Raw genomic sequence first — 25,526 nt, forward strand, 5'->3', positions numbered from 1 at the left:
TTTGATAAATAGTAAAAATGAAATGTTATTTTCCTTGCTGTTGATTGGGTGGATTGCAACAAAAAAAAGACCAAGAGGACAGCGCCTCTTGATCTTCGGATAATTTTTTTTGGTACGGGTATCTTATCAATAGAAACAATGATCTCAACGACGCTACTATTTTTATAAAGAACTCCTTGATTACTCCTCGATTCTTAAACATCGCAGCTCACCTACTATCGTCTTTTCCACGATCATTCCCATCCCATTGAATAAAAGAAAATTCAATCCTCTTATCAAAAAAGCCTTTGCCACAGGCTTTTTCTGCCTAAAAGTCCTCGATTTTTTCGACTACAACACCATTTCCCTCAAAATTACATTTGGCCCTCAAATTTGCACGTTTTTTGGGGGTGATTTTTTTCAAAAGGTTGATTTATCGGCTTTTGGGAAAAAATGAGGGGGCTTTTTCGTGCAAATTTGAGGGCGATTTGCAAAATTGGCGGTTTTGACGTTTTTCTGATTTGTGCAGTATGGTTAATTCACCGGCCGGTACAAAACAGAAAAAATGGAGGAATACAGATGATTCAGAAATTAGGCAACAAGCTGCAGGTCCAAATTGACCAGGGGCTTGAAAAATTGAAACGAGTGAACTTTCAGCATGTGATCGACGCCCCTACGGAAGAGGCGGTCCTGGAACTGGGAGAGATCATGACGGAGTTATCCGGCGAGAATAGCGAACTGGACGGCGTCATCATGACGAGTCAGACGCGCTACGTCAAATAAGTAGGAAAAAGGAGGAAAAGCAATGATGAAACTTGTCGCGAAATTTAGAAACAGTGAAGGAAAAGCTCAGACTTGGAGCTTGGATGATCCGAATACGAAGAACTCTCCCGCTCAAGTGGAGGGGCTGCTGCAGCGTTTTACGAATTTGAAGTTGTTTAAAAAGGACGGCGTTGACTTGTTCGCCACCGTGGAAAGTGCGAAGTATGTCGAAACGATCGAATCGATCATTTTTTAGTCTAGGAGATAGGCGGTGTTTCAAGGAGCATCGCCTGCTCTAAAAAAAGGAAAGCGGAAGGAGAAGAGACCATGAATGACCCCTTGTTAACGCACCGCCAGTTTTTTTCAATGACCCCTAAAAATCTGGAAAAGCGGATCTCTGAGCATTATTATAAAACGCAAAACAGCAGTCTGACGATCCAGTATGCGCTGGCGTTGCGTGTGCGCTGCACGTTGGGCGCACAGGAGTTCAAGAACATTCTGCGGGATCTTATTCGCGAGCTTTTCCTGACGACGAAAGCCACACGCACGATGAAACGATTTTTCTATTACTTTCAGGATTATTTTATGGCACCGGAATGGCGGGGCTTGAAGCGGCGGCGCTTCTTCGCTCCCTTGTTTCGGCTGTCCGTCCTGATGAAACAAACGACCCTTGAGACCTGACCCTGCGTAAAATACTTCATATAAGAAAGGAAAAAAAGAGATGCCTCCTCAGTTAGTTGCGACGTTTACGAATAGCCTTGGCAGAAAGCACCATTGGCGGTTCAAGGAGATCGACACCCGCCTGCCGCCGCAAGAGATCAAAGAAGCTTGCGAATTATTGACGACCTTAGACATTTTTGAACAAAATGGCGTAAAACTATTTGATTCTGTTGTCACTGCCAAGATCGTGACGACCATTGAACACGAGATTTTTGACCGAACGTCTGCTTCGACTGAGGAACCAACAACGGAACCGTCTGTCTCTGCTGAGGGCACAGACGTCGTGGACACGTCTGAAGAGCAAGCGGCTTCTGAGACATCTGCTGCGAAAGGACCTGTATTTTCGACAATCCCGGGGGCTAATTCGCCAATTCGCCAAACGTCATTAATAGTACCTGCACCACCCATCGGAAATGAACACCTCGCATCTGGTACGAGCCAGATGCCCCCCTCCCGTGGCTGTGGAACAGGCCCCTTCAAGACAGCAATCAGAACCGCCGCCTTCACCCTCACGCAGTCGAAGAGGCTTGCTTTCTCGACTGCTCCGCAAGAAACAGCGGGAATAACTCGTCATTTAAGATAGGCGCGTCTCTTTGAACGGACATCTTTTTACGCAGGGCTCTTCGCTCTTGGCAGCACCCCCACTGTGAAAGGAGGTGATCTGCTTGAGCGAACTGACCCGCTATCTACTCGCCCCGATCGTCGTGGGCGTGATCGTTGCCCTCTTCAACCATTGGCTGAGGGGCCGCGATCCATAAGGAAGCTGCCTGCGGTTTTTATCTTATAGCCGCAGGTATTCTTCATAAAAAAATGATGATCCCTTTAACAGGAATCATCATTTTTTGGCTGCCTTTTTTTAAATAGAAGGCGGCTATTTTCTTATAGATAGATCGAGAAGAACATCAGCATCGCACCCAGCATCACGAATAAGTGCCAGACCACGTGCATATACCGGCGATTTTTCATGCTGTAGAAAAGCGACCCTACGGTATAGGCGACACCGCCTGCGACTAGCAGCAATAACCCCTTCAGCCCAACACTGTGATACAGGCTTGGCAGAGCGATTACGACGGCCCACCCCATCACGTTATATATAATAGTAGAAAGCTTCGACACCGATTTGACTTTGCTTAGCGTCAGGCTTTTGTAGACGATGCCTACGATCGCCGCCAGCCAGATCACACTCAGCAGCACGATCCCGATCGTCCCTTTGATATAGAGCAGGCAGTAAGGCGTGTAGGTCCCTGCGATCAATAAATAGATGGAGCAATGATCGAAGACTTGAAAGACTTTCTTGGCTTTCGTAAAGATCAAACTGTGGTACAACGTCGATGCTAAGAACAGCAGCAGCAGCGAGACCCCGTAAATAATGAAGGACACATAATGCAGCTCGCTAGTGGCCTTCCCCAACAAAAAAACAAACCCAATAATGCTCAAAACGACGCCCACTCCATGGGTCACGGCATTTAATACTTCATTTGTGATTAAATATTTTCGGTTGTACTGTGTCTCCATTTCGTTATCACCTCAGTTGATTTATTAAAGATACTATATCATGGTTAACAAGATAATTCAATCTAGTTTTCAAAACCAGATGTTAAGTTTACCCTAAGATAATACCGTTATCTGCTAACTTGTACCCAAAAACCAACAAGTCTCCTGCATAAATCTCTGCTTCCTTTGCCTCATTCAACACCTTGATCAACCCTGCGACGGTCAATAGTTCCTTTGGCTGCTTCGTCAAAAGGATCTTTCCTTCTTCCACCTTCACCTCGATCCGATTCGTCAGCGTTTTCCCATCGGCAATAAAAACATAGGTATACGAAGACAACTGCTTCAATTCGCCTTCCGCATCTACTTGAATGGCCGTCAATAAATCTTTGGCTTTCATGACATCCCCTCCTCTTTTATTATAACGTAAAACAAAACGATCGCGGGTTTTGTTATAATCGAGGGACTAAAGGATTCGGGAGTCTCCCACTCCTTAGAAAACTATGTAAGGAGAGAGAAGATGTCTAAACAGATTACGCGCTTTTTCAGCTACTATCGTCCCTATAAGAAATTATTCCTATTAGATTTTACCTGCGCGGTTTTTGCGGGCTTATTGGAGCTGGCCTTTCCTGTCGCAGTCAATCAGGTGATCGACAAAATCATGCCTAAAGGGGAGTTCCGCACGATTTTGCTGGCTTGCTTTGCCCTTTTGCTGTTTTATGTATTGAATACGGTGCTGCAATACATCGTGGTCTTTTTTGGTCACAAGCTGGGGGTCAATATCGAGACGGATATGCGGCGGGAATTGTTCGCCCACCTTCAGACGCAGCCCTATGAATATTACGACAATCAAAAAACGGGGAAGCTTATCAGCCGCTTGACGACGGATCTTTTTGAGATTTCCGAGGTGGCGCATCATGGACCGGAGGACGTGTTCATCACCATCATGACTTTGTTAGGGGCATTTTTACTGATGCTTCAGAGCCATGTGAAGCTGGCGTTGGCGACCTTTGCGTTATTGCCGCTGATCACGCTGGCACTTGTGTTCTTCAATAAGAAGATGACCTCGGTCAATAACCGGATCTATGAGGACATCGGGGAATTTAATGCGGGGGTGGAGGCATCGGTGAGCGGGATTCGCGTGACGCAGTCCTTTGCCAATGAGGAGCATGAATTTCATCGCTTCGGCGGGTTAAGTGACGCGTACCGCAAATCGAAGATCGTCTTTTATCGTTTGATGGCGGTCAGTTCTTCCTATAATTACTTTTTGATTCGCTTGATCAATTTGTTCACGCTGATCTTTGGTTCGTATTACGTGATTCAGGGAGAATTGACCAATGGGCAGTTTGTCGGATTCATCCTGCTGGCCAATGTCTTTGTCCGGCCGATCGAAAAGGTCAATACCATGATCGAGAGCTACCCAAAAGGGATCGCGGGGTTCACCCGTTTGACCGAGGAGCTGGACAAGCAGCCAGCCATCGCGGATCGTTCGACGGCGCAGGCAGTCACTGAGCTGTCTGGGGACATTCGGTATGACGACGTGTCCTTTTCTTATGCGGACGGCAAGAAGGTGCTCCACCACATCGACCTCCACATCCAGCCGGGAGAAACGGTGGCGTTTGTCGGGCAGAGCGGCTCTGGGAAGACGACGCTGTGCAACCTGCTGCCGCGTTTTTACGAGGTTACCGAGGGGCGGATCACGATTGACGGGATGGACATTCGCGACATGAAGCTGGCTTCTTTGCGGAGTCAGATCGGGATCGTCCAGCAGGATGTCTTTCTGTTTCCCGGCAGTATTCGGGAAAATATCGCCTATGGCCGTTTGGAAGCCACGGAGGAAGAGATTCTGGCTGCCGCGTCGATGGCTCATTTGGACGGCGTTTTCGCCCAGATGCCGGATGGGATCGACACTCAGATCGGGGAACGAGGCGTCAAGCTGTCTGGCGGACAAAAGCAGCGGGTCGCCATTGCTCGGATGTTTCTAAAAAATCCGCCGATCTTGATTTTGGATGAAGCGACCTCTGCGTTGGATACGGAAACGGAGCAGGTGATCCAAAAATCGCTGAATACCTTGGCAAAGGGACGGACGACCATGATCATCGCCCACCGCCTCGCGTCGATCAAGCATGCCACACGCATCGTCGTGGTGAGCGCAGATGGGATCGTCGAACAAGGCACCCACGAAGCCTTGATGGCAAAGGGCGGCGCCTATCGCGCTCTGTACGACGCACAATTCAGAAGCTAACAAAAAGTCTGTCTACCACCTCTTAAGCGGTGTGTAGACAGACTTTTTTTGCGTTCTCGTTAACTGCGGTCCAAGCTTTTCGCCACGGTATTACCTAAGGACTGTACGATCTGGACCAAGACGATCAATAGGATGATCGTCGTGTACATTACCGCCGGCTCGTTTCTTAAAAAGCCGTATTGGTAAGCGATGCTTCCTAGTCCGCCGGCGCCGACCAAGCCCGCCATCGCGGTAGCGCCGATCAGCCCGATCATGGCGATCGTCAAGCCGCGAATGATCCCGCCTCGTGCTTCTCTCAGCAGCACGCCGCGGATGATATGGAAATGACTGATCCCCATGGCTTGATACGCCTCGATCACGCCGCCATCCACCTCTAGTAAGGACGTTTCCACCAAACGGGCCAAGTACGGCGCCGTGTAGATGATCAGCGGCAGCAAGACCCCCTGCACTCCGATCGTGGTCCCTACCAGAAATTTCGTCAACGGCAAAATCAGAAACAATAGAATAATAAAGGGCAACGAACGCAGCACATTGATGACGCTGTTTAAGATTGAATAGAGGGGAAGATTGCTGTTTAGTCCTCCAGGGCGCGCGATGACCAGCAGAACTCCTAGTGGGATGCCGATCAAAATAGACAACCCTAGCGCGACACACACCATGACGAGGGTCTGCCCCAACCCTTCAAGGACGACCTGCCCCCATTGACTCCAAAATGCACTCATTAGATAACCTCCTCGATTAGGACCCCTTGGCTTTTGATGTAGGTTTTGGCGGACTGAAAATCAGCTTCTGTCCCGCCGTCAAACTGCACCAGCAACTGTCCATGACGTTTTTCCTTTAAATACCCGATGTTGCCGCTAAGGATGTTCGGGCTCAATTGGAAGTCTTTCGCTACTCGAGCCAACACAGGCTCCGTGGCTTCCTCTCCGATAAATTGCAGCTGGACGAGCCGCCCGCTGCCCTTATAGGCCGCTAAGACCTCTGCTGGGACGTTGTAGCCGTCGTTTGCTCCAATGAATCGCTTCGTCGTCTCTTCTTGCGGGCGGGTGAAGAGATCGATCACTGGACCGGCCTCCACGATTCGGCCATCCTCCATCACCGCCACACGGTCACAGATTCGCTGCACCACATCGATCTCGTGGGTGATCAGAAAGATCGTGATCCCCAGCTCCTGATTGATCTTCGTCAATAGCGTCAGGATCGACTCGGTCGTTTCCGGGTCTAACGCACTGGTGGCTTCGTCAGACAGAAGGATCTCCGGTTCATGAGCCAGTGCGCGGGCGATCGCTACCCGCTGCCGCTGCCCGCCAGATAATTGCGCCGGGTAATTCTCCTTGCGATCCGTCAAGCCGACAAGGTCCAAGTATTTCTCCACCCGGTTGGCGATGACATCCTTTGGCACTCCTTCCAATTTCAGCGGTTTGGCGATATTTTCGTAGACGGTCGCCGTTGACAAGAGATTGTAGCCTTGGAAAATCATCCCGATCTTTCGTCTAGTTAACAATAATTCTTTTTTGTTAAGCTCTCGTAAATTTTGACCATTGATCAAAATGTCTCCAGTGGTGGGCGGCTCTAAAAAATTGATCATACGGATCAGGGTGGATTTCCCTGCCCCTGAATAGCCGACAACGCCGAAGATCTCCCCTTTTTCAATCGTCAAATCCACGTCTTTCACCGCTTCGATCCGGCGTTTTTTCTGCTGAAAGACCTTGGATACCTTTTTCAGTTCAATCATGCGACCTCTCCTCCTGTTTAAAACGCTGGTACAACCGAACCTTTAAACTTCTCTTCGATAAATTTCTTCGTTTCGTCTGAATAATAGTATTTCTTTATTTCTTTGATGATCTTGTCGTCTTTGTTCTCTGTCCGTACCGCGAACACGTTGTAATTCGGGTTGTCCTTCAAGGGTTCATGGTAGATGGCGTCGTCGTTGATCGTCAGCCCCGCACCAAAAGCGAAGTTCGTGTTGATGGCTGCGGCGGTCAATTCCCCTAACTGTGACGGGATCTGAGACGCTTCTAATTCGACGATCTCAATGTCTTTCGGATTCTCCGCAACATCGTTCTTCGTCGCTTTGACCTCTACCCCGTCCTTCAGCTTCAAGACACCGGCTTTTTCAAGCAATTTCAACGCCCGATACTCATTGGTCGGGTCATTTGGGACACCGATCTTGTCTCCCTTTTGAAGTTTACTTAAATCAGAAATCTTTTTAGAGTAAACCCCTAATGGGAAGGCGACTGTTTTAAAGGCCTGCTCGATCTTGTAATCCTTGTCCTTCACCTGCTGCTCTAAAAACGAAAGCGTCTGGTAGCTGTTGCCGTCCAGATCCCCGTCATTCAAGGCAGTATTCGGGGTATTATAATCATCAAAGCTCTTGATATCAATCTCGATGCCGTCCTTTTTCGCTTGCTTGGCGACCTCTTCTAAAATCTCCTGATGGGGCCCCGAAGTCACGCCGATCGTGACCTTTTTCTCATCTAAAGGTTTCGCTTCCCCTTTTGATCCGCAGCCTGCCAATACCCCGCTCACGGTCAATGCCGCAACACCTAATAAAATTGCTTTTCCTAGTTTTTTCATCATCATTTCCTCCTGAGTTGTTTGTTTCGGATGCTCCCGCAACGAGTCGCACCTACACACGCCTTTAGACGCTCCTGTTTAGCTGTCTAATGCCTGCCTATCCTGCGAATCGCTGCTGGGCCATCCTGCATTTTGCCAAAGAAAAAAAGCCCGCCCTCTCCCCACACTATGTGCGGGAAAAGGACGAGCTTGCTCGCGATACCACCTTCATTTGCAACAGTCTCACAACTATTGCCTCAACAAGTACGATCATACTTGAGCGTTGTTAACGAGCGCTGCCCCGTCAGTACCTACGTATCGGCACTGCCATTCAGAGACCATTTTCTAAATCTGCCCACATATCCGCTCTCACCTGCCCGGACTCTCTTTGATGCGTTTCGATCTATACTTTTCTCTTCATCACGTTTCTTTGTTTCGCAAATTGATAAATCGTATCTTACAGGTCAAAAAGAAAACTGTCAACACTTTTTTATCATCAAAAGCACATTTGACTTTCATTTTCACAAAGCATAAACTAGTTGAAATCTCACTTTTACCAAATTTTTGAGCAAGTGAGGAAAAAATCGTACGTTCATCCATTCAGGAGACCATGTTTCCTACGTTCAAAAAAGGAGTTGATTCAATGGATATCACCACGGAAGTGCGCCCTGGCGCCAATCGCTACGTTAGCGGCGAAGGCATTCTTCAAGACCTTCCCAGCTATTTCGTCGGATTTAAAAAGATCTCTATTATCACAGGGGAAAAATCCTCTGAAGCATTCAGAAAGTATTACCGCCAAGAATTGCACTATCCTACCTATCGTTATGACGGGACCTCTAGCCATGAAAATGCGGTCGCCCTCGCAGAAGAGATCGAGCAGGCCGAATTGATCGTCGCCATTGGAGCGGGGCGTGTGATCGACACCGCTAAAATGGTGGCAGAAGAGCTCAACGCCGAGCTTTTAGTGATCCCGACGCTCATTTCAAACTGTGCGCCCTTTACACCTATCGTTGCGGTTTACCGTCCCGATCGGACCTTCAAGGCGATGGGCTTCATGACGCGCGCGCCCTTCCTGACTATTGTGGATTCAAAATTCTTACTTGCAACGCCGAAGGATTATTTTGTGGCAGGTGTCGGTGATACCTTGGCGAAATGGTACGAGATTGAAGGCATCACACGACGACTGCCAGAAGACGAAAAGTCGGCTTATGTCAGTCTTGGAATCGCCTGTGCCAAAGCCATTCAGGAGCTGCTTTTAAAAGACGCAATCCCCGCGATCCATGACCTTCAAAACCGCAAAGCCTCCCCTGCCTTTAGTCGTGTTACCGATGCGATCATTGGTCTGGCAGGTGAAACCGGCGGATTTGCTGCATCCTTTGGACGATCCGCGGGCGCCCACGCGATCCATGACGGCCTCTCCTATTTAGAGAGTACCCACGAGCAGCTTCATGGGAAGAAAGTCGCTTACGGTATCTTGGTGCAATTAGCCCATACGAAGGACATTGAAGAGATTCTTACTCTGAGACCCTTCTATGAAGCCGCCGGTTTGCCGATGAAACTGAAGGAATTAAACGTGCTGGATACCTCTAAAGAAGCACTGACTCCTGTCATCGATCATGCCGCTTCTGCAAATGAAACCTTCAACATGGTCGATCCCGCGATCACCTTTGACGACATTTATCAAGCGATTCAAACCGTCGAATCCTTATAAAGTTTACCTTATAGTACAACTATTCAAAAGTTTACTTTAAAAGTCTAGAGAGATCTCTCTAGGCTTTTTTTGCGGTTTACTTTTATATTTTGAAGTTTACTTTTAATTATATGAAATGAAAAGTTCACCTTAAATAAATCCCTTTTTGAAGGTGCTAATTAAGGTTTACTGTTAACCTTAGTATGAGTAATCATTTCTAAAAAGTTCACTTTATTTTTCATCATTTAGGTTTACCTTTTATATTGAAGTTTACCGTATTAGATGTGTTAGGCTGCTGTGGAATTCAGTTTACTTTAATTGATTTATCAAAGGTTTACTGTAAATTTTTCTCTTTAAATTGCTTTAGTTGCAGTCCATATTTTGAAGTATACCTTATCTAATTTAGTTGCAATAGACAGTTTACCTTAAATATTTTGTTTTAAGTAAACTGTATTTATGTATGACAAAAGGTTTACTTTAAACATTAGAGGTTTACCTAAATAAGTTGTATTTGAGTTTACTACAATAAAATACGTTTAAGTTTACTTTTTAGGATTAATGTTTACTTTAATTTAACTTCAAAAAGTTTACCTTATTGTTTGCAATAGAGTTTACTTTATTTAGATTCTATTTGAAGTATACTTTATTTTCGCATCACTTATTGAGGTTTACCTTTGAATACTAAGTTTACTTTAATAAAATGATATACAGCAAACCTTATCGTATAGAGTATACTTTAAATTAGGTTAATCTCTCAATGACGTTTACTTAAATAGAACATCAGGTAAACTTCAATAGAGTTAAAGTATACTTTATTTAGATATAATCGCTGCTATAACAACAATTATATATTCTAAAGGTTTACCTTTATCTATATAGAGTAAACTTTGATTGAGGTAAACGTTTACTCTATTATTTTAATAAGGTTTACTTCTATTTATTAAAGTAAACTTTTAATCAAAAGACTAGGTTTACTTTTATTTCGTATAAGAAGTTTACCTTTATTATTTATTGCAGTTTACTCTAATATCAATCAATACGGTTTACTTTAGTCCAACCTTATTTATAGTTTACCTCATTTTAACTATTTGTAGTAAACCGTATTGCTATTTAGATTTTTATATAGTAAACTTTAATTGAGAAATTAGGATTGGAGAATGTGTATGGCTAAAAAAGCTGAGACCTATGTTGTAGGAAATTTTAAGGGGGGCGTTGGTAAATCGACGACCGTTCAAATGCTTTCATTTGAGAGTGCCTTCCGAAAAGATCGAAAAACACTCGTGATCGATTTAGACCCTCAGGGGAATACCAGTGACGTGTTGTCCTTAACAGCAGAAAATTTTGGAAACAAAGAATTGCCCGATGAATTTGATGCGACGATTTGGGAAGCGGTTCGTTCAGGGGACATTCAATCGTCTATCTATAATATCATGCCGAATTTAGATTTGATCCCAGCGAATATCTCATTTTCTGATTTTCCAGATTATATGATCGAGCGCTACCCAGGGGACAAGCTCTCTCAATTCAAATACATGGAAGAATTGATCGAACCGCTGAAGCGCATTTATGACGTGATCTATATCGATGTGCCACCGACGATCAGCACGTATTCAAATGCGGCGATGTATGTGGCGGAATACGTTATCGTCATTCTGCAAACACAAGTAAAATCCTTAAAAGGGGCCCAAAACTACATTGATTACATGAACTTCTTCATTGAACAGTACGACACAGACCTTGAAGTTGTAGGGATCGTGCCCTTCATGATGCAGAAACGGGATTCTGTTGACCAAGAAATCTATACCGCAGCAAGAGACATCTATGGTGCCCATCTGTTAGACACAGTCGTGCTAAATCAAAGCCGTTTGAAACGCTATGATGGGTCTGGTATTACCTATGATATCAACAAAAATGGCAAAGTTGAGCAGTGGGACAAGCGTGCACACGAGGTTTTCGTCAATATTTTGGATGAAATTGATGAACACCGCCTCATATTGAGCGGTGAAGAGTAGGGGAGACGTTGAATGGCGAAAAAAATGAAGCTAGATTCGCTTTTAACGGCGAACAAAAAAAATAAGGGCATTGAAAAAATGTCTGAATACTCCAATCAAGACAAAGAGGAGAAGAAGCCCAGCTCTCAAGACCTCTTAGCAAACCGAACGCTGAGTCCAGAAACGGACTTTCGGCGCTCCGCACTCCATGACGAATCGCGACACTTAAATGAACGAACACCTATAATAGAAGAACATGCGTCGCAGGCACATGAAACAGAGGCAGGGAAGAGGGGACGGAAGCGTCAATACTACGATCCTCGTCTGAAAGCCTTGGAAATGCAAAAAATCTCGGCCCGGACCAAGATTCGGATGCAAAATTTGATCAATGCGAAGTTTGACGGCTACACGCCAGACAAGATGATCGACTTTTTATACGACTATTATCTTGAAAAAGGGCTCTCCAGAGACGACCGAAACTTCCTGAATCAGCTTGAAGAAGCCTCTATGGAGGAGTATAAAGAGAAGCCGAAGTATCAGAAATTATTCAAAGAATTAGAAAACAATGAGAATTAAATACAAAAAAAGTAAACCGTAATGCTCTTTATCTCCTGCATTATGGTTTACTTTTTTTTAAGTTATTCAGTATTTCAGTTTACCTTTATTATCATAAGTTTTCTTTAAAAGTTTACTTTTGAAAAACGGATCGCTTCTTTCCGCGAGCTGTGGATAACTATTAAACGCCTTATCCACATTACTTTTTATCCACATTCTTGTTTTGAACAGGGGAGGCGATTGCCTTATTTAGAGTTTACCAAAACTACTTTTATATCCTTTAATAAAGTAAACCTAAATAGTTTTTATTCTTGTATTATAGTAAACCTTAAAATTCTTTATAAACATATTAAAAGTTTACTCTAAAAAATGTTGTTTGGAAATCGCTTTACAATAGGGTTTCAATCCATTATTCTAGACATGTAGAAAAAAACGAAAAAAAAGAGTCTAAAGATTTGGCGATCTTTAAACTCAAAGGTTTGAGCTAATTTTGGCGAATTAGCCTGTCACATTTTAGATAAACGTTTAAGGGTTAGAAAAATTGGTGTTTGCCTAACCTCTATTAAGTATACCATATTTTGGTAACTTTCTCAATCCTCTATCTGGTGACAGTACCCATTCCTTTAAAACTTTCGCTACGCATTTGAAAGTATCTATAGGAGGTTCTTTGTCATGTCCACAAACTTAGACAATACCATGACCGCAAACAATTTGCCCAACGGCAATTATATCCCCATCGATTTGAATTTAATCAATAATCCACAGTATAAAACGCTCTCTATTGAAGCGATGATGCTTCATGCCTTGTACACGATGCGCATGACGTGCAGTATCTATAATGGACAAAAAGACGGAAGCTGGCTTGATGAAGCTGGTCTTCCTTACATCTATTTCTCCAATGAAGAGGCTGCAGCCTTGTTGCGGGTATCGGAACGCAAGATCACTAATTTGAAAACAGACTTGGCAAAGGCTGGCTTGATCCAGGTTCTTCGTCACGGACTGAAAAATTATCGGATCTACGTTTCTAATCCCAAAGCACCTGAAAAAAATGTCGTCGTTCAATTGTCCTTCAAGAATTATACCCGCAGCAAAACGATCGTACCTGTGGAAAACGACACACCGAAAAAAGCAGCGGAGTTATCCACTGTGGATAGAGAAGCAAAATCTGCGTCTCCGAGCTCGCAAGATTTGCTTACAAGTACACAAAAACAATTAGCAAAACAAACCACAAGAGCAACAAATGTAACAGGCACGTTGCCAAAAAATGACGTTGTTTCGTTGGATCAAAATCTGATCGACGGATTGGCAGCTCGCTATGCCCATGTCTTGCCGCAACAGGCGTTCCAACGGTTTCTCCCTTTCTGTAACGGGGATTACCGCAAGGCACGCTGGTTTGTCGACACGATCTTCAAGGCGAAGTATGCCAGCACGCAACAATATATTCAGGCAGGCTTGCCGGCAGAGGCAGAGGTTCTGACCTTTGAACACAATACGTATTTCAAAACAGACATCGGTGACGCGATCGCAAAAGCCATCGAGCAAATGTACCGCTACAAGACCGTCCGAAACCCTGAAGGCTTCTTCTTTGCCTTCATGAAGGGCTTCTTTACGGAAAAGACACGCCAATACCTGGTCGATCATTATGAGCTGACGCCAGACTTGAATCGGACCCTGTCCTCTGTTCAACAGACGCTGCAGAAGAAAAATGCGTCTTCTTTGCTGCAAAAATCAGAAAAAGTAGTGAAAAAGGTCTCCTAAGAGCCACAACCTTTGTTATAATGTAGCGGAGTCTATCAGAGAAAGGTTAATGTTATGAATAAGTTTAAACTCGCACTTTTTGGCTACAGTGGGCTCTTAGGCCTCGCGGTGGGGGTCATTGTAGCTTTGTTTATGGGATTTGCGGAGATCGGGCATCAGCTCTTATGGCAAAAGCTGCCTGCGTTGATCGGGAATCCGCGCTTTTATCCTTTGATCCTTTGTACCATCGGGGGTGTGGCGATCGGCTTTTTTGTGAAAGCATTTGGGCGATACCCGCGCACCTTGCAGGAATCCTTTACGGAATACCACGAAACACAACGAATTGATTATCATGATGGAAAGATCGTCCGAAATTTGTTGGGTTCCTTGATCGTCTTGCTTTTTGGCGCAAGCTTGGGACCTGAGGCGGCGTTGATCGCGATTATCGGCGGCTTGGTGACATATGTTGCAGACAGGCGAAAGATCGCAGAGAGTCAGCGCACAGATCTGATCGAGTTTGGGATCGGCACCTCTTTAGGGGTGATCTTTATGACGCCGCTCTTTGGGGTCGGACGTTCGGTGGAGCGTGACGATTGGCAGGTCGTGACAGAAAGCAAGCTGAAGAAATATGTCTTGTATATTTTTACGACGTTTACTGGATTTATCGGGTACCTTTTGGCGTATGGTCTGTTTCCGAATCAGGAGCAGGTCTTCGCGATCCGCAGGCTGGAAGGAAGCTTTACGTGGCAAGGTCTTTTGCTCGTTATTCCCATGATCGTATTGGGCGCGTTGTTCGGAAAGTTCTTCCTAGTGCTTCAGGACAAAAGCGACCAGTTGAACCAGCGGATTCGCAATCCGATTCCTTTAGCCATCTTTGCGGGGATCGTATTAGGTGTTTTAGGAATGATCTCTCCTTATTTCTTGTTTTCCGGGGAGCATAATTTATTGTCCTTTACTCGTCAGGCGGAAACGATGAGCTTTCTCATCTTGCTGCTGATCGGTTTTGGAAAAGTCGGGATCACGATGTTCTGCTTGGCCTGCAACTGGCGCGGCGGAACGATCTTCCCCATGATTTTTGCCAGTATTGCAGTAGGCTTGGCTTTTGCCAATCTTTTTCCTTATTCGCCGGGCTTATTGGTGGCTGTCTTTACCGCCAGCGCCTGTGCCGTGATTTTGAAGCAACCGTTGGCGACGGCCTGCTTGTTCCTATTGCTGTTTCCTGTGGAGCTGTTCCTATGGATCTGGTTGGCAGGGTATCTAGGCAATCTGTTTTTACAGCGGCTGCCTTTTTTCCACGAAGAGCAAACCATCAATACCTTCAAGCTGCCTGAGCTTCCAAAGCGGACAAAGGCACCTAAAAAGAAAAAAGAAGAGACCTCTGTGGCAAAAAGAGACGTTTCAGAATTAAGAAAAGCGGCGGCACGTAAACAGGCTGCGGCAACAGAAACGCAACCAAAAGTAGCAGAACCGAAAAAAGAACTCTTGGTACGCAAAGACGTTCAAAAGGGCGAACGGAAGTCCCGTGAGACCCCGAGAACTCAAGCTTCGCCGCGTACAAGAGAGCTTACGGACGCACCGCGAACACGTTCGAGTCGTCACAAAAGAAAATAGCGAAAAGGGGAGACCGTCGAAGGGGCGATCTGCCCTTTTCTTTTTTGTCCTTTTTTTGAAAGCGTTGACCAACGTTCCTCTGACTGCTACTCTATGTTATAGAAGAGGAGAACCTCAAAATAGAAAGGAACGTGTGACAATGTTAAACGAAACAAAGATCCGTGCGTATTTGGAAAAAGAGAAATTGGATGCTTTTTTTATTGCCAAAAGAGTGAATGTTCGTTTTACTAGCGGTTGGACAGGAGACGATTCATTCATCTTGCTCACACAAGAAGGCCAGTATTTCTTGACCGATCCACGCTATACCGAACAAGCGGCGATCGAAGTACCGGACTATGAGATCATCAATTGGCGCTTGCCCGGAATGACTGTGGGGGACACCGTGGCGCGCTTAGCCAGTGAGAAAAAAATAAAAACGATCGCTTTTGAAGCGGATTATTTAACCTACGATATGTATGCGGATTTTTCAGCGAAAACACCTGCGGAATTTGTTCAGGCAGGGGGCGTGATCGACCGTATGCGGGCGATCAAATCACCAAAGGAAATTCAATACATGCGCAATGCCTGCGAGATTTCTTGCCGCGCATTGGAACGACTATTGCCTGAGATTCGTGTGGGCGTGACAGAAAAAGAGTTGGCGGCCAAGCTTTCCTTGTACATGGTGCAAGAAGGGGCAGACACCCAGCCCTACGGCAATATCCTGATTTCTGGCGCCAACACGTCGCTGCTGCATGGTATCCCATCGAAAAAAGCGATCGAATACGGCGATTTCGTCCTTATGGATTTTGGCTGTCAATACGAAGGCTATATGTCTGATATGACTCGAACGGTGGTCGTCGGTCAAGCGTCTGACAAGCAGCGGGAAGTCTATGAGCTGGAAAAACAAAGCCTCGAAGCAGCAGAAGCAGTGATGAAAAACGGCGCGGCGGTGAAGGACATCTATCAAGCCTCTTTGAAACCTTTGGAGGGAACGGATTATCCGCAATATACGTATCGAAATATTGGTCACAGTATCGGCCTGTTTGTTCATGAATTGCCTTACATCGATGAACAATATGACGATGTTTTGGAGACCGGCATGGTGATGACTATCGAACCGGGAATCTACATTCCAGATTGGGGCGGCGTGCGGATCGAGGATCAAGTGCTGATCACCGAAGACGGCTATGAAAATATGATTCGTCTTTCCCATGATTTGATTGAATTATAAGCATCAGATAAGCTATACTAAGACGACGACGGCAGCGGCTGTCGTCGTTTTTTACCGTAAAAAAATAAAAACGTTTCGCAAATCCCATAGGTATAGGATTTGTGGAAACATTCAAGCAAACCAATCACGACGTATCAGAAAAAGGGGGAGACCGATGGATGAACGGGAAGCATTTGATCTTGTCTACGATATTGGCGAAACACTGCTGAAAAACGGGGCGGAGATCAAACGGATCGAAACGACCATTCACCATATTGCAAAAGCATTGGAACTGCAAGAGTTTGACAGCTTTGTTTTGATCAACGGAATATTTATGACTGCACGTTTGAAGGATCAAACGGTCCAGGCCCGTGTGCGGGACGTGCCGATCTCGCCTATCAACTTAGGCCGCATCGAGCAGATCAATACACTGTCTCGACGACTCGCGGAAAAGCGGCTAAGTCCAGAGGAAGCCAACCAATGGCTGCAGGAGATCAAGCAGCAGACCTTTTCCTCTAATCCGTTAAAAATTTTCGCCTATGCTTTCGGGAGTGCCAGCTTCTGCTTTATTTTTGGCGGAAGTATCTGGGACACGATGGGGGCGCTGCTTTTAGGCGTGATACTCGCCTGCTTTACGATGTATTTGCTGCCGAAGTTCAACATGTCAGACATTATCTTGACCATCACCAGCAGCGGCTTCGTGAGCATTCTGGCCTGCATCTTTGTTCATTTCGTGCCGATCTTGCAATTGACCAGCTTGATCACCGGCGGCATCATCTCGCTTTTGCCGGGGGTAGCCATCGTGAACGGCATCCGCTATTTATTTGACGGCGACTACAGCTCCGGCTGGGGCCAAATGATCAACGCTTTGATCACGGCTCTGTGTGTGTCCGTCGGCGTGGGGCTGGTTCTAAGAGTTTTCAGCATGCTGTAAACGATAAAATGATTTTTTTCTGGAGAAAGGAGCGGCTTATGATCACTATTTTGTTCCAAATTTTAGCAGGCTTTCTAGGAACGATCTCTTTTGCGATCCTGTTTGAAGTGCCGCGACGCTACTATGTCTATTGCGGCATGATCGGTGCGTGCGGGTGGTTCATCTATTTGCTGATCATGCAATTTTGGGTGGCACCAGTCACGGCAACCTTTATCGCCTCTCTTGTGTTGATCTATCTTTCACGAGAAGCCTCGTTTGCCCTGAAGGCACCAGTCACGATCTTCTTGATTTGTGGTATTTTTTGCCTCGTTCCTGGGATGGGAATTTACAATTTTACGTATAATTTCTTTATTGGCGACTCGATCAAGGCTGCACAAATAGGCGTACAGGTATTGAAAATTGCGATCGCGATCGCTGTCGGGATTACCGCGGGGTACGAATTATCACCGAAATTTTTCTATTCTTATCATAAAATGCAAAAGAATAAAAATTCATTCTGATGAATATGGTAGAAAGTCGTTTTGTTATAATACAGAACGGCTTTTTTGTTTGTTTTTGATTGGATAATTTAACTTTTTTTGTCGACAAACGTTATTGAAAAACCCATTATTTTAATGGGAATCCAAATTTTTGGTAGAGGTGAACAAAATAAAAATACCAGAGATATAATAGAATTTTGCGGATTTTTTTTCGAATTATTCCAAATAGAAACCGCTTTTCAAAAAAATGTTTAAAGAAATGTTTAAATTGGGTAAAAGATATAGTAAACTAGTGGAAGCGGATACGCTGTGACACATTCGATTTTCTTTGTCGAAAGCTTGAAAACTAAATAGTTTTATGGTTATTTTAAAACTAGTGACAGGTGAATAGTTACACAAATTAGTATCCTTGTGCTCAAACTGTTGCATAGCAGTTGAGGTCCTCGAAATCAATTATTAACAGCTACGTGAGAACAGAGCTGTTTTTAATAATGCCGTCAGGCAAACAATATCAATAAAAGGAGTGGAACATTTTGAAAGAACGTCGCGTTGAAAGAGTCATCGAAAAAATGAATGAGCAAGACTATGGCCAATTGTTAGTTTCAGATCCAACAACTATTTTCTATCTAACTGGTCGCTGGATTCATCCTGGTGAACGTCTACTAGTATTAGTGATTACTCCAGAGAACAAGAATACTTTGATCGTCAACAAGTTATTCCCGATCGAAGAAGATCTAGGTGTCGAAAAAGTATTTATTGATGATACAGACGATGCTGTGAAGAAAGTGCTTGAATATGTGGATACGGACAAAAAAATCGGTATCGACAAGAATTGGCCTGCCCATTTCTTACTGCACTTGTTAGAGCTTGTTCCAAATGCCAAGTTAGGAAATGGCTCTGAAGTAGCGGATGCCGTTCGCGCAATCAAAGACGAAGAAGAAAAACAATTGATGCGTGACGCACAAGCGGACAACGAGCTTGCGATCGATCGCCTGAAGAATTTGTTGCCGGAAGAGCTTACTGAAGCTGAAATGGCGGACAAATTAGGTGAGATCTACAAAGAATTAGGCAATACAGGGTTCTCTTTTGATCCAATCGTAGGATATGGAGCGAATGCAGCCGATCCTCACCACGAAACGGATGATTCAAAAGTGAAGCCAGGGGATTCAGTGATCTTGGACATTGGCGGGATCAAGAATTCTTATGCTTCTGATATGACCCGTACGTTCTTCTACAAAGAAGTTTCTGACAAAGGGCGCGAAGTCTATGAAACAGTCAAAGAAGCGAACCAACGTGCGATCGATCTAGTAAAACCAGGCGTAAAATTATCAGATATCGACGAGGCAGCCCGCGATTACATTACTGAAAAAGGCTATGGCGAATACTTTACGCACCGTTTAGGCCACTTCATTGGAATCGATTGCCATGAAACTGGAGATGTTTCAGGCGCAAACGACAACGTGGCAGAAGTCGGAAATGTCTTCTCAATTGAACCAGGAATCTATATTCCAGGCGAAGTAGGCGTGCGGATCGAAGATTTAGTGATCGTGACCGAAGACGGATGCGAAAACTTGAATCATTATTCGAAAGACTTAGAAGTCATCGGTTAGGAGGCCAGACGTCGTATGAAAATCGAAGAAGGATACATGCCTTATTTAGGGCATCAGACTTACTACCGCATCGTTGGTGAACAAAGCGGAAATAAGAAACCATTGATTGTCATGCATGGCGGCCCCGGATCAACCCATAACTATTTTGAAGTCCTTGATGAAATGGCGGTCGATGGCCGCCAGATCATCATGTATGATCAATTAGGTTGCGGGAAATCTGCGGTGCCCTCTCAGCCCGAGCTTTGGACGGCTGAAACATGGGTCAATGAATTAATCGCATTAAGAGAACATCTAGGATTGGATGAAGTCCATCTATTAGGTCAATCTTGGGGCGGCATGCTGGAGATCATTTATGTGTGTGACTATGCACCTAAAGGCATCAAGAGCATGGTCCTTTCAAGCACTTTGCCTTCAGCCAAGCTTTGGGCACAAGAACAACATCGGATGATCAAATTCATGTCCGAAGAGGATCAGGCAGCGATCGCAAAAGCAGAAGAAACAGGGGTCTATGATGATCCGGCGTATCTTGCAGCCAATGACCGTTACATGGTTCGCCATGCTGCGCCTGTATTCACTGAAAACGACCCAGAACCTTTACGACGGAAAAAAGTCGCAGGGACGGAAAGTTACGTTACAGCTTGGGGACCGAATGAGTATTCTCCAGAAGGAACACTCCACGGGTACGATTATACCGACAAGCTGACGGACATCACTGTTCCAACACTTGTTACGAGCGGCACAAACGATTTGTGTACACCGTTAGTAGCAAAAACGATGTACGACGCGATTCCAGGAGCAAAATGGGAGCTGTTTGCCTTCAGCAGACACATGCCTTTTGTGGAAGAACGTGAAAAGTATATGAAACTTTTAGCGCAATGGTTAGACGCGAACGATTAATTTTTTAAGAGAAAGAAGGAATGATAGTGGAAACAACTCCAGTAAAAAATAAGAAGCCTTTTGGGTTTTATGTCTGCGCACTTGGCTTTACCTTTGAGCGGTGTGCGTTTTATACCGCGAAATACATGTTGGCGATTTGGATCGCAACAACGGCTGCTTCTGGCGGCTTAGGTATGACCAGTGCACAAGGTGTGCAAATATCTGCTTGGTTCGTTGCAGCGACGTACATCACACCAACCTTTGGCGGATACATCGCCGATTATTGGCTAAGTCCTCGCTTATGTGTGGCAGCCGGAATGGTTATGATGGGTGCAGGCTACATGTTGGCTTGGCAAGCAAGTTCAATGGGCATGGTATGGTTAATGATTATTTTGGTAGCACTGGGTACCGGATTATTTAAAGGGAACCTATCAGGTGTAAATGCCTTGCTTTTCAGTGATGAAAAAGAATTGAACGAAGCCTTCTCGATCCAATACTCATTTGTAAATATTGGGTCATTTATCGGAACAACATTCTTAGTATTATTAATTAAAAATTACGGCTTTAACTTTGTATTTATGATTTGCGGTGTGTTACTGCTAATTGATGCTTTGTGGTTTATTTTGAACAGCCGCTCATTAGGCGAAGCTGGTAAAAAACCATTTAAAGTGGATCAACGCCAATTCGATTCTGCTGGTAAAAAAGCAGAAGGTGCCGTAGATACAAAATTAACATCTGGAGACAAAAAACGTATTGTCGCAATTATTTTAGTAACATTGTTCTCAGTTGCGTTTTGGACCGTTTGGTATTTAGCATATATGCCAGCATACTTCTACTTCGGATACGGTGATGGTGCCGGATTTATCGAGCGCGCCAACTGGGTTATTGGAAGCTTCAAGATTCCTACGTCTTACTTTGACTCAATGAACGCACTGACGTGTATCGTATTAGGCCCACTCTTAGGTCGTTTATGGACGAAGCTTGCTGCACGTCCGCAAGGCGATATGAGTATGTTTAAGAAAACAGCTCTTGGCATGATGTTAGTAGGTGTTTCGTATGTGGTAATGGTACTTGCTGATATCATCGGAAATGGTCATACAGGTATTTTATGGTTGGCATTAGTTAGTTTATTGATGTCGGTCGGCGAAATGGTTTTCTCTCCACTGGGAAATTCATTTATTGCCAAATTAGCTCCTGCTAAATTAATGGGACTGTTATTAGGTGTTTGGACCATCGCGGTGTTCTTCTCACAAATGATTTATCCTGTGATTTATGCAATTTTGGAAACCGCTGATCCAGCGAAATTCCAAATGGGGTATGGGGTCTTAGCCGCAGTAGTAATTGTGCTGGGAATCATCCTATGGTTTGGTAGTAAATCATTAGACAAATTAGAAAGCGCAGAATAAAACGCGTGATGTGATCAAACGCTCATCCCTTGAATAGGGGTGAGCGTTTTTTTGTGTTTTATGTGAAGTCCTATACATATAAATGTATCGAATGAAAGTAAGGTTGATCAATAAAAAATGTCTATATAACGGAAATAAGTGATTCAAATTCCTTATATTAAATAACGATTTAATAAAACACTTAGTTTTGTGAAATAACTGAGTATAAATGGTAATTTTTTAGTCTATTTGTTGATTGTCGACTGTCTACAAGGACTGATAAAAGTTGTGAAATCAATAATTGTGAGCGTTTTTAGTTGATCGTCTCAGATTAATGAAAATTCAATTAGAGAAACCAAAAAAATGAACAATCCATAAAGATATTTGTCAGAAAATATCAAAATAAACAGGAAACGACCTTTAATAAGCTAGATGATTGTGCTATCATTTACATGAACTACGGGTGGCTGATTTGCTCAAGTTCGAACAAACGAAAAAGCGAGGAGGTGAAACAATTTGACACAAATTCTTATACCATTAAAACAACATGTCGGCGCTCCTTGTAAAGGAATCGTGAAGGCAGGCGACCATGTCCAACGCGGACAACTGATCGCTGAGCCGAACGGGTTAGGCGCAAATATCCATGCGAGCTTTTCTGGAAAAGTAGTTGATGTAGACGGTGACAACATTGTTCTCATGATCGATGAGGAGCAGGATTTCTCGAAATATCTGCCTATCCCTAAGACAGAGAGCAACGCGAAAGCTGTCGAGGCTGCGGGGATCGTTGGTGCTGGGGGAGCAGGTTTCCCTACATTCTTAAAACTGGCGTGTGATATTCCAGAAGGAACCTTTATCGCAAACGGTGCGGAATGTGAAGCATTGCTGGCTCATAATGTGAAACAAATGAGCGAGCACATCGATCAATTGATCCGCGGGATGAAGTATTCCATGGAAATGATCCATGCTCCTAAAGGTGTGATCGCTGTAAAAGGCAAGCATCGGATGCTAGTGACACGCTTATTGAAGGCCGTGGACAGCGAGCCAACGATTGACGTGTATCAATTGCCGGATATCTATCCAGCAGGAGATGAGCGAATGATCGTTCGTGAAGTAATGGACATTGTGCTGGAACCAGGCCAGCTTCCAACAGAAGTTGGTGCAGTGATCGATAATGTGGAAACGATCAAACGAATCGCGGAAGCTATTGAAGATCGCAAGCCGTTCATTGACAAAGATGTGACCGTCTCTGGTCGCGTAAAACAAAAAGAAACAGTCTTCGTGGATGTACCGATCGGAACACCAGTCAAGACATTGATCAACAATGTCGGCGGTTACGTCGAACCACATGGCGAGATCGTTGTCGGCGGACCTATGACGGGACGAAGCGGCGATGAAATGACACCGATCACGAAAACAAGTGGCGGTGTGTTAGTCGCCATGCCATTTCCACAAGAAAGCCGGAAAGTCGGTTTGCTGATCTGTGAATGCGGCGGTTCTGCCGAACGCATGACCGAGATTGCTAACAACATGGGCGCGGAAGTTGTCGCTGCTGAAAGATGCAAGCGGATGGTAGAAGTAAATGGAAGATATAGATGTGCCCTGCCAGGTATTTGTCCAGGCCAAGCTGCAACTGTCATGTCCTTGAAGAAACAAGGAGCAGAAGTAGTATTGACTGGCTCCTGTTCCGATTGAACGAACACCGTTATGGGTGTAGCTCCTAGGTTAGGAGTTCCGGTTTATCATCATACAGATCATGTGCTGCGGGCAGATGGGCATAGACTATATCGTAGATTACCTACAAATTAATTTTAAAAATTAGGAGGATTTAACGAATGTCTATTACAGCAGAAACTGCTAAGGAACATGCCAAAGACCCTGCCGTATTATGTTGCCGCGCGGAAGCGGGCAAAGTAATCGCACCAGATGATTTAGAAGATCCAGCGATCTTCCCAGATTTAGAGGATTCAGGCTTATTAGAATTACCTGATACGACTCTAACAATCGAACAAGTACTTGGTACGACATTGAAAGAAACAACGGATGCGTTGGTTCCATTGACAAGAGAATTATTAGATGGTGTTTCTGAAGTCACGGAAGAAGCAGCCGAAGAGGAAGCTCCTGCAGAAGAAGCAGCAGCGCCAGCTCCGGTGGCTCCTATCGCTCCAGTCGCACCTGTTACGCCAATGGGCGGACAAACAATCAAAATCCATATTGCAGAAGGACGCGGGATCGATCTAGAAGTACCGATGTCTATCGCTGGTCAAATGGGTGTTGCACCAGTCGCACCAGCGGCTCCAGGTGAAGCAGCAGCGCCAGCACCAGCTCCTGAAGCAAAAGTAGAAGAAAAAGTGGTTCGTTCCGTTCGTCGTGATCACATGAAGATTGAAAAAGTGGTCTTCGGTGAGGAAACAAAGATCGAAGGAACAACTTTGGTTCTGCGCAAAATGGAAGACATGTGCGAAGAAGCAGCGGAACTAGAAGAACTAGTTGAGAGTGTGACTTTTGAAATCATTACACCAGATAAATATAACGAATATAGTGAAACGATCATGGACGTACAACCTATCGCTGCTAAAGTAGATGGCGCAGATATCGGCCATGGCGTTACTCGTGTGTTAGATGGCGTAGTCATGGTTCTTACAGGTACAGACGCAAATGGTGTACAAATCGGTGAATTCGGTTCTTCTGAAGGCGAATTGGACCGCAACATCATGTGGGGACGTCCTGGTGCACCAGATAAAGGCGAAATCTTCATTAAAACACAAGTAACGATCAAAGAAGGCGCGAATATGGAACGTCCAGGACCATTAGCCGCTCATAAAGCATCAGACTATATCACACAAGAAATTCGCGAAGCCGTGAAAAAAGCGGACGAATCTCTAGTGGTAGAACATGATGAAATCGTACAAAAACGTCGATTTGGTAATAAACGAGTGATCATCATCAAAGAGATCATGGGTCAAGGTGCGATGCACGATAACTTGATCATGCCAATCGAACCAGTTGGAACATTGGGCGCGAAACCCAACGTTGACTTAGGAAACTTACCAATTATTTTGGCGCCAACTGAAGTATTAGATGGTGGTATCCATGCATTGACGTGTATTGGACCTGCATCAAAAGAAACGTCTCGCCACTATTGGAGAGAACCATTAGTGCGTGAAGCGATGGAAGACGAAGAAATCGATTTAGTCGGTGTAATGTTTGTAGGTTCTCCGCAAGCAAATACTGAAAAATATTATGTTTCTAAACGTTTAGGTATGACGGTCGAAGCGATGGACGTTGATGGCGCGATCGTTACGACTGAAGGATTTGGTAACAATCATATCGATTTTGCTTCGCATATTGAAGAAATCGGCAAACGCGGCATTAAAGTTGTCGGAGATTCTTACTCAGCAGTACAAGGTGCGTTGGTTGTTGGGAACCCAGAAATGGTCGCGATGGTCGACAACAACAAATCAATGCAAGGGATCGAAAACGAAATCTTGTCGAACAACACACTATGTAAGGAAGACGCGATTCGTGATTTAGCAATGTTGAAAACATTGATGGGCGGCGGCACGATCAAAGCAGCCGAACGTAAATGGAACCCGAATGTAAAAGCAAACAACATTGAGATCATCGAAAAAACTACAGGCAAGAAGATTGACCTTGTAGAAAATGAGCAAGTCTTGCCTAAGAGTAAAAAACGCCAAGAAATTTACGAAGTAGAATAA

23 protein-coding genes, 1 pseudogene and 1 other annotated feature are annotated in these 25,526 nt (G+C 44.7%); of the genes and pseudogenes, 19 read left to right on the top strand and 5 right to left on the bottom strand.

What is annotated here, in order from left to right; all coding sequences use genetic code 11:
- The first annotated feature begins 558 nt into the window (after positions 1-558).
- The 5 genes and pseudogenes from IGI66_RS18105 (at position 559) to IGI66_RS18125 (ending at position 2,219) form a co-directional block, all read left to right on the top strand.
- Positions 559-762 carry a hypothetical protein gene (locus tag IGI66_RS18105; protein ID WP_114525814.1) on the top strand — a complete coding sequence of 68 codons (204 nt, stop codon included), beginning with the start codon at positions 559-561 and terminating at the stop codon, positions 760-762.
- Between the two features lie 22 nt (positions 763-784).
- Complete coding sequence (locus IGI66_RS18110; RefSeq protein WP_114525813.1) at positions 785-997, top strand: DUF2922 domain-containing protein; 213 nt, start codon at positions 785-787, stop codon at positions 995-997.
- Between the two features lie 71 nt (positions 998-1,068).
- Positions 1,069-1,415, top strand: a pseudogene (locus tag IGI66_RS18115) (hypothetical protein).
- A 47-nt stretch (positions 1,416-1,462) separates the two neighbouring features.
- Positions 1,463-2,044: a DUF2922 family protein gene (locus IGI66_RS18120; RefSeq protein WP_438849861.1), complete on the top strand. Its 582-nt coding sequence runs from the start codon at positions 1,463-1,465 to the stop codon at positions 2,042-2,044.
- An 82-nt stretch (positions 2,045-2,126) separates the two neighbouring features.
- On the top strand, positions 2,127-2,219 hold the full coding sequence (locus IGI66_RS18125) for a type I toxin-antitoxin system Fst family toxin (protein ID WP_205242212.1): 93 nt from the start codon (positions 2,127-2,129) through the stop codon (positions 2,217-2,219).
- Between the two features lie 121 nt (positions 2,220-2,340).
- Here the strand turns inward: IGI66_RS18125 and trhA are convergent, their stop codons facing one another.
- Positions 2,341-2,976, bottom strand: a complete 636-nt coding sequence (gene trhA, locus IGI66_RS18130; RefSeq protein WP_010778840.1) for a PAQR family membrane homeostasis protein TrhA — start codon at positions 2,974-2,976, stop codon at positions 2,341-2,343.
- Positions 2,977-3,064: 88 nt separating this feature from the next.
- Complete coding sequence (locus IGI66_RS18135; RefSeq protein ID WP_431380057.1) at positions 3,065-3,352, bottom strand: hypothetical protein; 288 nt, start codon at positions 3,350-3,352, stop codon at positions 3,065-3,067.
- 120 nt (positions 3,353-3,472) lie between these two features.
- On the opposite strand from IGI66_RS18135, the gene IGI66_RS18140 reads away from it, so the two are divergent.
- Positions 3,473-5,197 carry an ABC transporter ATP-binding protein gene (locus tag IGI66_RS18140; RefSeq protein WP_438849862.1) on the top strand — a complete coding sequence of 575 codons (1,725 nt, stop codon included), beginning with the start codon at positions 3,473-3,475 and terminating at the stop codon, positions 5,195-5,197.
- A 59-nt stretch (positions 5,198-5,256) separates the two neighbouring features.
- On the opposite strand, the gene IGI66_RS18145 is transcribed toward IGI66_RS18140, so the two are convergent.
- The 3 genes from IGI66_RS18145 to IGI66_RS18155 are packed head-to-tail and all read right to left on the bottom strand — an operon-like array spanning position 5,257 to position 7,774.
- On the bottom strand, positions 5,257-5,919 hold the full coding sequence (locus IGI66_RS18145) for a methionine ABC transporter permease (protein WP_010778845.1): 663 nt from the start codon (positions 5,917-5,919) through the stop codon (positions 5,257-5,259).
- Positions 5,919-6,932, bottom strand: coding sequence for a methionine ABC transporter ATP-binding protein (locus tag IGI66_RS18150; RefSeq protein ID WP_431378290.1), 1,014 nt, complete (start codon positions 6,930-6,932; stop codon positions 5,919-5,921). Before IGI66_RS18150 ends, IGI66_RS18145 begins: the two co-directional genes overlap by 1 nt.
- A 17-nt stretch (positions 6,933-6,949) precedes the next feature.
- Positions 6,950-7,774: a MetQ/NlpA family ABC transporter substrate-binding protein gene (locus tag IGI66_RS18155; RefSeq protein WP_044926769.1), complete on the bottom strand. Its 825-nt coding sequence runs from the start codon at positions 7,772-7,774 to the stop codon at positions 6,950-6,952.
- Positions 7,775-7,950: 176 nt separating this feature from the next.
- Positions 7,951-8,183: a binding site (T-box leader), on the bottom strand.
- A gap of 213 nt (positions 8,184-8,396) precedes the next feature.
- Between IGI66_RS18155 and IGI66_RS18160 the strand changes: the two genes are divergently transcribed.
- The 13 genes from IGI66_RS18160 to prdA all read left to right on the top strand — a co-directional run bounded on the left by IGI66_RS18160 (position 8,397) and on the right by prdA (position 25,526).
- Positions 8,397-9,464: an iron-containing alcohol dehydrogenase family protein gene (locus IGI66_RS18160; protein ID WP_431380055.1), complete on the top strand. Its 1,068-nt coding sequence runs from the start codon at positions 8,397-8,399 to the stop codon at positions 9,462-9,464.
- A gap of 1,142 nt (positions 9,465-10,606) precedes the next feature.
- Positions 10,607-11,455 carry a ParA family protein gene (locus tag IGI66_RS18165; RefSeq protein WP_435934796.1) on the top strand — a complete coding sequence of 283 codons (849 nt, stop codon included), beginning with the start codon at positions 10,607-10,609 and terminating at the stop codon, positions 11,453-11,455.
- 12 nt (positions 11,456-11,467) lie between these two features.
- Complete coding sequence (locus IGI66_RS18170) at positions 11,468-12,010, top strand: hypothetical protein (RefSeq protein ID WP_435934795.1); 543 nt, start codon at positions 11,468-11,470, stop codon at positions 12,008-12,010.
- A gap of 651 nt (positions 12,011-12,661) precedes the next feature.
- The gene (locus IGI66_RS18175; RefSeq protein WP_435934794.1) at positions 12,662-13,747 is read left to right on the top strand and encodes a replication initiator protein A; all 1,086 of its coding nucleotides are present in this window, start codon (positions 12,662-12,664) and stop codon (positions 13,745-13,747) included.
- A 54-nt stretch (positions 13,748-13,801) separates the two neighbouring features.
- Positions 13,802-15,337, top strand: coding sequence for a chloride channel protein (locus IGI66_RS18180; protein ID WP_431380054.1), 1,536 nt, complete (start codon positions 13,802-13,804; stop codon positions 15,335-15,337).
- Between the two features lie 139 nt (positions 15,338-15,476).
- Complete coding sequence (locus tag IGI66_RS18185) at positions 15,477-16,547, top strand: M24 family metallopeptidase (protein WP_367379005.1); 1,071 nt, start codon at positions 15,477-15,479, stop codon at positions 16,545-16,547.
- Between the two features lie 154 nt (positions 16,548-16,701).
- A complete protein-coding gene (locus tag IGI66_RS18190) occupies positions 16,702-17,460 on the top strand; it encodes a threonine/serine ThrE exporter family protein (protein ID WP_314576175.1) in 759 nt (252 codons plus the stop codon).
- A 38-nt stretch (positions 17,461-17,498) separates the two neighbouring features.
- Positions 17,499-17,960: a threonine/serine exporter family protein gene (locus IGI66_RS18195; RefSeq protein ID WP_010778855.1), complete on the top strand. Its 462-nt coding sequence runs from the start codon at positions 17,499-17,501 to the stop codon at positions 17,958-17,960.
- 512 nt (positions 17,961-18,472) lie between these two features.
- Complete coding sequence (locus IGI66_RS18200) at positions 18,473-19,549, top strand: M24 family metallopeptidase (RefSeq protein WP_438849863.1); 1,077 nt, start codon at positions 18,473-18,475, stop codon at positions 19,547-19,549.
- 15 nt (positions 19,550-19,564) lie between these two features.
- A complete protein-coding gene (gene pepI, locus IGI66_RS18205) occupies positions 19,565-20,446 on the top strand; it encodes a proline iminopeptidase (protein WP_010778857.1) in 882 nt (293 codons plus the stop codon).
- A 26-nt stretch (positions 20,447-20,472) separates the two neighbouring features.
- A complete protein-coding gene (locus tag IGI66_RS18210; RefSeq protein WP_438849864.1) occupies positions 20,473-21,831 on the top strand; it encodes a peptide MFS transporter in 1,359 nt (452 codons plus the stop codon).
- Between the two features lie 495 nt (positions 21,832-22,326).
- Complete coding sequence (gene prdC, locus IGI66_RS18215) at positions 22,327-23,616, top strand: proline reductase-associated electron transfer protein PrdC (protein ID WP_174293634.1); 1,290 nt, start codon at positions 22,327-22,329, stop codon at positions 23,614-23,616.
- 26 nt (positions 23,617-23,642) lie between these two features.
- On the top strand, positions 23,643-25,526 hold the full coding sequence (prdA, locus tag IGI66_RS18220; protein ID WP_438849865.1) for a D-proline reductase (dithiol) proprotein PrdA: 1,884 nt from the start codon (positions 23,643-23,645) through the stop codon (positions 25,524-25,526).

Origin of the sequence: Enterococcus sp. AZ048, from assembly GCF_051715125.1 — a bacterium.
GTDB classification, from domain to species: domain Bacteria; phylum Bacillota; class Bacilli; order Lactobacillales; family Enterococcaceae; genus Enterococcus_A; species Enterococcus_A gilvus.